Raw genomic sequence first — 6103 nt, 5'->3', positions numbered from 1 at the left:
CACCCCCGCAGGCCCGCGCCACCTCCGCCCCCGCAGCGCAGGCCCGCACCACCTCCGCCGTCCCAGCGCAGGCCCGTTGCACCCCCGCCCCCACCACAGCCAGCTCCGATCGCGAAGAAGAAGCCGCGCCGAGTGCGCCGCTGGTTCCGGATCGCACTCGTCTTCCTCCTGCTGCTGTTCGTCGGGGGTGTCGCACTCGGCGCGTGGGTCGACTCGTCGCTGACCCGCATTCCGGCGCTGACCGACTACTCCGACCGCCCGGCCCAAGGACGCGGAACGACGTGGCTGCTCGTCGGCTCCGACGGCCGCGAGGGTCTGACCCCCGAACAGCAGGCCGAGCTCACCACGGGCGGCGATCTGGGCGCCAGCCGCACCGACACGATCCTGCTGGTGCACCTGCCCGCCCTGGGTTCCGGCACCGCGGCCACCATGGTGTCGATCCCCCGCGACTCCTATGTCTCCATCCCGGAGTACGGAAACGACAAGATCAACGCCGCGTTCTCGGCCGGTGGTCCGGCACTGCTGGCCAGGACGGTCGAACTGGCCACCGGCATGCGTGTCGACCATTACGCCGAGGTCGGTTTCGGCGGCTTCGCCGGCCTCGTCGACGCTGTCGGAGGAGTGACGATGTGCCCGACCGAGCCGATCAACGATCCGCTCGCCGGGATCGATCTGCCCGCAGGCTGCCAGGAACTCGACGGCCGCAACGCACTGGGATTCGTGCGCTCCCGGGCCACGCCGCGCGCCGACCTCGACCGCATGGTCAACCAGCGCCAGTTCATGTCCGCGCTCGTGGAGCGTGCCTCCAGCCCGTCGGTGCTGCTCAACCCGCTGCGGTGGTACCCGATGGCCAGCGCCGCCAAGGACACCGTGACGGTCAACGAGGGCGATCACCTGTGGGACCTGGCCAGGCTGGGTTGGGCGTTGCGCGGCGACCTCACCACCCTCACCGTGCCGATCGGCGACTTCGCCGAGAACGGCTCAGGGTCGATCGTCGAGTGGGACAGCGACACCGCAGGACGACTGTTCACGGCGCTGAACTCCGACTCGCCGATCCCCCAGGACGTCCTCGACGCCGCCAACCGGTAGGTTCAGCAAACGTTGTAGCGCGCATCACACGCGGCTTGTCAAGTAAGGTTAAGCTCGCCTGCCTTAGGTTCACCTTCGATGATAATGGCCTCTGAGCTGCGATATCTTGGCCGCATGACTACGCATGACGCCATCGATACCAAGTTCCACAACCTGCTCAGCGACCAGGTGCGCAGCGAACTCGGAGCGTCGCAGCAGTATCTCGCCATCGCGGTGTATTTCGACAGCGCCGACCTTCCTCAGCTGGCCTCGTTCTTCTACCGCCAGTCGGTCGAGGAGCGCAATCACGCGATGATGCTCGTGCGTTACCTCATCGATCGCGACGTCACCACGGAGATCCCTGCCGTGGATCCGGTGCGGAACAGCTTCGACACGCCCCGCGACGCCATTGCTCTCGCCCTGGATCTCGAGCGCTCGGTGACCGATCAGATCAGCCGCCTTGCGGCCACCGCCCGGGATGAGGGCGACTACCTGGGCGAGCAGTTCATGCAGTGGTTCCTCAAAGAGCAGGTCGAAGAGGTGGCCCAGATGACCACACTGGTGCGGATCGCCGAGCGTGCGGGGGCCGACCTGTTCCACCTCGAAGACTTCGTGGCGCGCGAGATCTCTGCATCGTCGGCTGACCTGTCGGCTCCCAAGGCGGCGGGCGGCGCCCTTTAACCAGGGAGCTCCTGCTAGTCGCGTCCCGCACCGGTCAGGCCGTTCTGCAGCCAGGCCTTGGTGCGGCCCGGATGGTTCGTCGCGATCCAGGCCACACCAAGATCTCTGCAGTACTGCACGTCCTCGTAGTGGTCGACCGTCCAGCAATACAGTGCACGCCCCTGCGCAGCCGCCCGATCCACCAACTCGGGGTGTTCGCGCAGCGTCGCGATCGACGGTCCGACCGCAGTCGCACCGACAGTGGTCGCGGCACTGCCGCCCAGGTACCGCGACGTCTCTCCGAGCAGCACCGTAGGCAGCATCGGAGCGGCCCTACGGATCCGCCAGACGGCGGCCGCCGAAAACGACATCACGACCGCCCGCGACATGTCCGCCGACGCCGGCGAGGCGATGCCGTACCGGTGCAGCAGCGCCAGAACTTTGCTTTCCACCAGGGCGCCGTACCGGACGGGGTGCTTGGTCTCGATGAACATCTTCACCGGTTTGTTCCAGTCCAGGACGAGCGCGACCAGATCATCGAGGGTGAGCAGTCCGGTCTCGCCGTGGCTGCCGTCGTCGCGCCAACTCGGATGCCAGGAGCCGTAATCGAGTTCGCGCAGCTGCGCCAGTGTCATCTCGCTGACCAGGCCCGTTCCGGTCGATGTGCGATCGAGCTTGCGGTCGTGCACGCACACGAGGTGACCGTCCCTGGTCAGCCTGACGTCGCATTCGACGGCGTCGGCACCCTCTTCGAGGGCGCGTTCGTAGGCCGCTCGAGTGTGCTCGGGCAGGTCAGCTGACGCACCTCGGTGGGCGACCACGAAAGGATGGCCGCCGAACGTCTCGCCGGAGCTCATAGGGCTATGCTGCCGGGTTCTCCCCGTTTGGCTCAACTGCACGCGCGGGTTCGTCGGAATTGCCGTCGACAGCCGCGACCATCACCCAGCGCCGCGAAGGCCGTTCGACAGGCTGGCGTTCGAATCCCTGGAACACCTGCGAAGCGAGCAGCACCGCTGCGGCCCCGAAGAGGTAGGCCACTATCGTCGCGACGGTGTTGTTGGCGATTCCCTGCGGATCGACGGTGAAGCTCGTGGCGATCGAGAACACCGACAGCGCGGTGCTTGCCACCCAGACCACCCACCACACCATGATTGGCCGGTGCAGCCAACGCTGCCGCCCCTCGGTGTCGGCGAGCTCGATGACATAGACCGGCGCCAGCAGCAGGTTCAACAGCGGGGTCAGTGCGCCGACCCGCAATTCCCACGCCGATCTCGGATCGGTTCCGCCCTGATGGGCGAAGGCCGCCGCGCGACGGGCGATGAGCCAGTTGGTCAGCACCAGCGCGCTAGCCACCACCATGAACACCGCGACCACGCTGACCGCCACGCCACCCCAGGTCGCGATGGCGGCCACCCACGGGTTGAGCAGGACGGTGCGGTTGATGATCAGCAGGATGTAGCGCACCACGTGCACGAACGCTGCGGCGCCGAGCGCGGCTACGGTCAGCGTCAGAATCGTCCGAACCGCCTTCGGCGACGGCCCTTGGCGTGGTGCGCTCTGCTCCGCGGGGCCCTCGAAATGTTCGACCAGACCCCATCGCGGGACGCTCAGGTAGTGCGGCGTCGGGCCGAGGTCCCGCGGCCCGCGTCGTGGATTAGGCGGGGCACCCGGGCGGACGGCGACCCAGCGGTAGCCCGAGGGAATCGGTGGACCCTGACGGCCGCCCTGCTGCGGGGGTGGCATCTGCCGCTGATCCCAACCCTGCCCGGGCGCGTGGCCAGACGGCGCGAGCAGCGTGCCACGGCAGCGAGGGCACCACACCCGCTGCCGGTCGCGCACGTTCCACCGCGTCCCGCACTGGGAACACACTTGGATCATCGGACCAGCCTCACGAGAACAGGGTAGGTCAGACCGTCCCCGGGCCTCCGTCTTCGGTCACGACGGGACGCCCCGCTCCCGCCCAGGCCAGCATTCCGCCGCTCACGTTCACCGGCTCGTATCCGTTGCGGGCCAGATATTGCGCGACGCGCTGCGACCGCCCACCTGCGTGACACACGACAAACAACTGCGCCTCGGTGTCAATCTCCGCCATCCGCGCCGGCACGTCACCCATCGGTATGTGCTGAGCGCCCGGTGCGTGGCCCCGCTGCCACTCATCGTCTTCACGGACATCGAGCAAGACGGTGGTTCCGTCGCCGGCCTCGCCAAAGTTCGTCGGAACCTCGCCGATCGCCGCCTGCGGCACGTCGGTGTCATCCATGACCACATGCTGACACGCTCCGGCGACGACACACCAGCAGCAATATCGACGACTTCCCACCGCTATCCACAGTTTCCACAGGTTCATCCACAGGCGGCGCCGCGACCGTCGACCGCTACGGTCCAGTCAGTAGCGGTGAACACCCGTCAACGTTGTGGATAACCGCGCTCGACGACGCCGCGGCGATCAACAAGCCCGCATCCGCTCAGAGCGAAATCTCTCGCTGTTCTAAGCTTTTCGATCCCCGCAGCTCAGGTTTGCGCCCGATTTCTCAGCGGCGGCCAAGACGCGTTATGATCGCCGTCACATGGGTCTTGTGTGACTGATGTCACTCGACTCAGCGGAGCATTTGCCATTCGGGGGAGGTATCAGAGCGTGCAGGTGAGGAGCATCTGATGGCATCGTCGTCTATGGGGTCGGGATCCGCGTTTCCGCCGTCCGAATGGCAGTCTTCGGGGCGCGTCTACACCCGCAGTCAGCTGATGGCATTCCTTCGGGCCGGTCTCATCGCTCTGGTTCTGCTGGGCATCCTCGCCCTCATCGTCCTCTACTGACGGTCCACACGACTCGGTACGACCCCGCCGCAGGCACCCAGCCGAATTCCCGCGAATCGGTCACCCCTGGTGCGCCGGCGTTGTCGGACAATGCCTCAAATGTTGTGCCCGAAGAGGTTTTACGCACGCCGCCCACTCGCTTGATCAGGTACCGCGTCGAAAGCAGTGGGTCCGGAAAGATCCGCAGCTGGCCTTGTTTCGGCGTGCCTCCCCGCACCGCAAGCAGCCCGTCTCCGGGCGTCAGCGCCGGGCGCATCGAATCCTCGACGACGACGAAACGGCGCACCAATCCGCCGCCGAGCCACCGGGACGGCCCATGGTTACGCCGCATGGCCTAAGGGTAAGTTAGGGCACATGCTGCATCGACTGTTCGACTCCGTCTTTTCCGAAGCCACTCCCGCCCACGCTCACTGCGATCTGTACTGCGGCGTCTACGATCCCGCGCAAGCCAAGATCGAGGCGCTGTCCTGCCTCAAGACGCTGCAGAAGTATCACGATTCCGACGACGAGCATTTCAAGACCCGCGCGATCATCATCAAGGAGCGTCAGGCCGAAGAGGTCAAGCACCACCTGATGGTCCTGTGGGCCGATTTCTTCACCAAGGATCACTTCGAGCAGTTCCCGAACCTGCATCAGCTGTTCTGGGACGGCATCCACGGGGCGGGCGATGTGAAGAAGTCGCTCGACGTGGCCGTCGCCGAGAAGCTCCTCAAGACGATTGACGAGATCTCCGACATCTTCTGGCAGACCGACAAGGGCAAGCAGATGGGCGTCTACCCGCCAGCCTGACGACCCCGTCGTCGGTACGAACTCATTCCCGGCTCGGTCCTCGCGACCGAGCCGGGTTTCGTTTTCCTGCCCGCCGGCAACGGTGCCGCTTGCCTCACCTGCCCGCAACGGTGCCCTTTTTGTTACCTGCCGGCAACGGTGTCCTGTTGCGCGCCAACGGGTTCCTGTCGCATTCTGAGACATGGATTTCGGGTCCGGTCGGGCGATCGAGATCGCCCCGTTTCATTCGCATGGGTCATTGAAGGGTTTCGTGGTGTCCGGCAGGTGGCCGGATTCCACGAAAGAGTGGGCGCAACTGCTCATGGTCGCCGTCCGTGTCGCATCCCTGCCGGGTCTGCTGTCGACCACGACCATTTTCGGCGCCCGGGAAGAACTGCCGGATGAGCCGGCGCCCGGAACGGTCGGCCTTGTGGTGGCCGAAGGGACGGTCGTGGGTGACGCCGCGGTGCCGCCCGGACATTTCGCCGAGCACCAGCCCCCCGCGCTGATGATGCTGCATCCGCCGTCGGAGACGATGCCGTCGCTTCCTGAGTGCACTGGCGCCGCGTCCGGCTGCGTTCTTCTTCCGGGCCTGCCACACCTGGGTCTTGAGCACCGCGCGGCCTGGGTGGAAGCCGAATCAGACGGCACCGTGACGTCCATGGTGAGCCGGGTGGGCGTCGATCCGATCAGTCATCCCGACACCGCCATCCTGGCCATGCTCCTGGCCGCCTGAGCGCGACACATCCCGTCCTGCCACTGGCTACTGACAGTTTCATCGGCTGTCCTCTTC

Annotated in this window: 9 protein-coding genes; 5 read left to right on the top strand and 4 right to left on the bottom strand. The window is 66.2% G+C overall.

The window, feature by feature from the left end; translation table 11 throughout:
• A partial coding sequence (locus AWC12_RS19375) for an LCP family protein (RefSeq protein ID WP_234814098.1) occupies nt 1-1089 on the top strand: 1089 nt, incomplete at its 5' end.
• A 114-nt stretch (nt 1090-1203) separates the two neighbouring features.
• On the top strand, nt 1204-1749 hold the full coding sequence (locus AWC12_RS19370) for a ferritin (RefSeq protein WP_085176375.1): 546 nt from the start codon (nt 1204-1206) through the stop codon (nt 1747-1749).
• Nucleotides 1750-1763: 14 nt separating this feature from the next.
• Here the strand turns inward: AWC12_RS19370 and AWC12_RS19365 are convergent, their stop codons facing one another.
• The 3 genes from AWC12_RS19365 to AWC12_RS19355 are packed head-to-tail and all read right to left on the bottom strand — an operon-like array spanning nt 1764 to nt 3988.
• Nucleotides 1764-2585, bottom strand: coding sequence for a glycerophosphodiester phosphodiesterase (locus AWC12_RS19365; protein WP_024444117.1), 822 nt, complete (start codon nt 2583-2585; stop codon nt 1764-1766).
• 4 nt (nt 2586-2589) lie between these two features.
• Nucleotides 2590-3606: a DUF4328 domain-containing protein gene (locus tag AWC12_RS19360; RefSeq protein WP_024444118.1), complete on the bottom strand. Its 1017-nt coding sequence runs from the start codon at nt 3604-3606 to the stop codon at nt 2590-2592.
• 28 nt (nt 3607-3634) lie between these two features.
• A complete protein-coding gene (locus tag AWC12_RS19355) occupies nt 3635-3988 on the bottom strand; it encodes a rhodanese-like domain-containing protein (RefSeq protein ID WP_024444119.1) in 354 nt (117 codons plus the stop codon).
• Nucleotides 3989-4383: 395 nt separating this feature from the next.
• On the opposite strand from AWC12_RS19355, the gene AWC12_RS31140 reads away from it, so the two are divergent.
• Entirely contained in the window at nt 4384-4542 is a 159-nt protein-coding gene (locus tag AWC12_RS31140; RefSeq protein WP_162834968.1) for a hypothetical protein, read from the top strand.
• Here AWC12_RS31140 and AWC12_RS19350 read toward each other — a convergent pair.
• Nucleotides 4526-4873 carry a S26 family signal peptidase gene (locus AWC12_RS19350; RefSeq protein ID WP_327084516.1) on the bottom strand — a complete coding sequence of 116 codons (348 nt, stop codon included), beginning with the start codon at nt 4871-4873 and terminating at the stop codon, nt 4526-4528. The two genes, AWC12_RS31140 and AWC12_RS19350, sit on opposite strands and share 17 nt — an antisense overlap.
• 23 nt (nt 4874-4896) lie before the next feature.
• On the opposite strand from AWC12_RS19350, the gene sodN reads away from it, so the two are divergent.
• A complete protein-coding gene (gene sodN, locus AWC12_RS19345; RefSeq protein WP_024444121.1) occupies nt 4897-5331 on the top strand; it encodes a superoxide dismutase, Ni in 435 nt (144 codons plus the stop codon).
• Nucleotides 5332-5512: 181 nt separating this feature from the next.
• On the top strand, nt 5513-6046 hold the full coding sequence (locus AWC12_RS19340; RefSeq protein WP_024444122.1) for a hypothetical protein: 534 nt from the start codon (nt 5513-5515) through the stop codon (nt 6044-6046).
• Nucleotides 6047-6103 lie beyond the last annotated feature (57 nt).

Source organism: Mycolicibacterium iranicum (genome assembly GCF_002101705.1).
Lineage (GTDB): Bacteria > Actinomycetota > Actinomycetes > Mycobacteriales > Mycobacteriaceae > Mycobacterium > Mycobacterium iranicum.
Note: the sequence above shows the minus strand (reverse complement) of the source record. Positions and strands in the feature narration are given on the sequence as shown.

Coding starts and splice junctions, on each gene's coding strand:
- AWC12_RS19350 (WP_327084516.1), bottom strand. CDS start 4,873: ATGCGGCGTAACCATGGGCCGTCCCGGTGGCTCGGCGGCGGATTGGTG.
- AWC12_RS19360 (WP_024444118.1), bottom strand. CDS start 3,606: ATGATCCAAGTGTGTTCCCAGTGCGGGACGCGGTGGAACGTGCGCGAC.
- AWC12_RS19370 (WP_085176375.1), top strand. CDS start 1,204: ATGACTACGCATGACGCCATCGATACCAAGTTCCACAACCTGCTCAGC.
- AWC12_RS19355 (WP_024444119.1), bottom strand. CDS start 3,988: ATGGATGACACCGACGTGCCGCAGGCGGCGATCGGCGAGGTTCCGACG.
- AWC12_RS31140 (WP_162834968.1), top strand. CDS start 4,384: ATGGCATCGTCGTCTATGGGGTCGGGATCCGCGTTTCCGCCGTCCGAA.
- sodN (WP_024444121.1), top strand. CDS start 4,897: ATGCTGCATCGACTGTTCGACTCCGTCTTTTCCGAAGCCACTCCCGCC.
- AWC12_RS19340 (WP_024444122.1), top strand. CDS start 5,513: ATGGATTTCGGGTCCGGTCGGGCGATCGAGATCGCCCCGTTTCATTCG.
- AWC12_RS19365 (WP_024444117.1), bottom strand. CDS start 2,585: ATGAGCTCCGGCGAGACGTTCGGCGGCCATCCTTTCGTGGTCGCCCAC.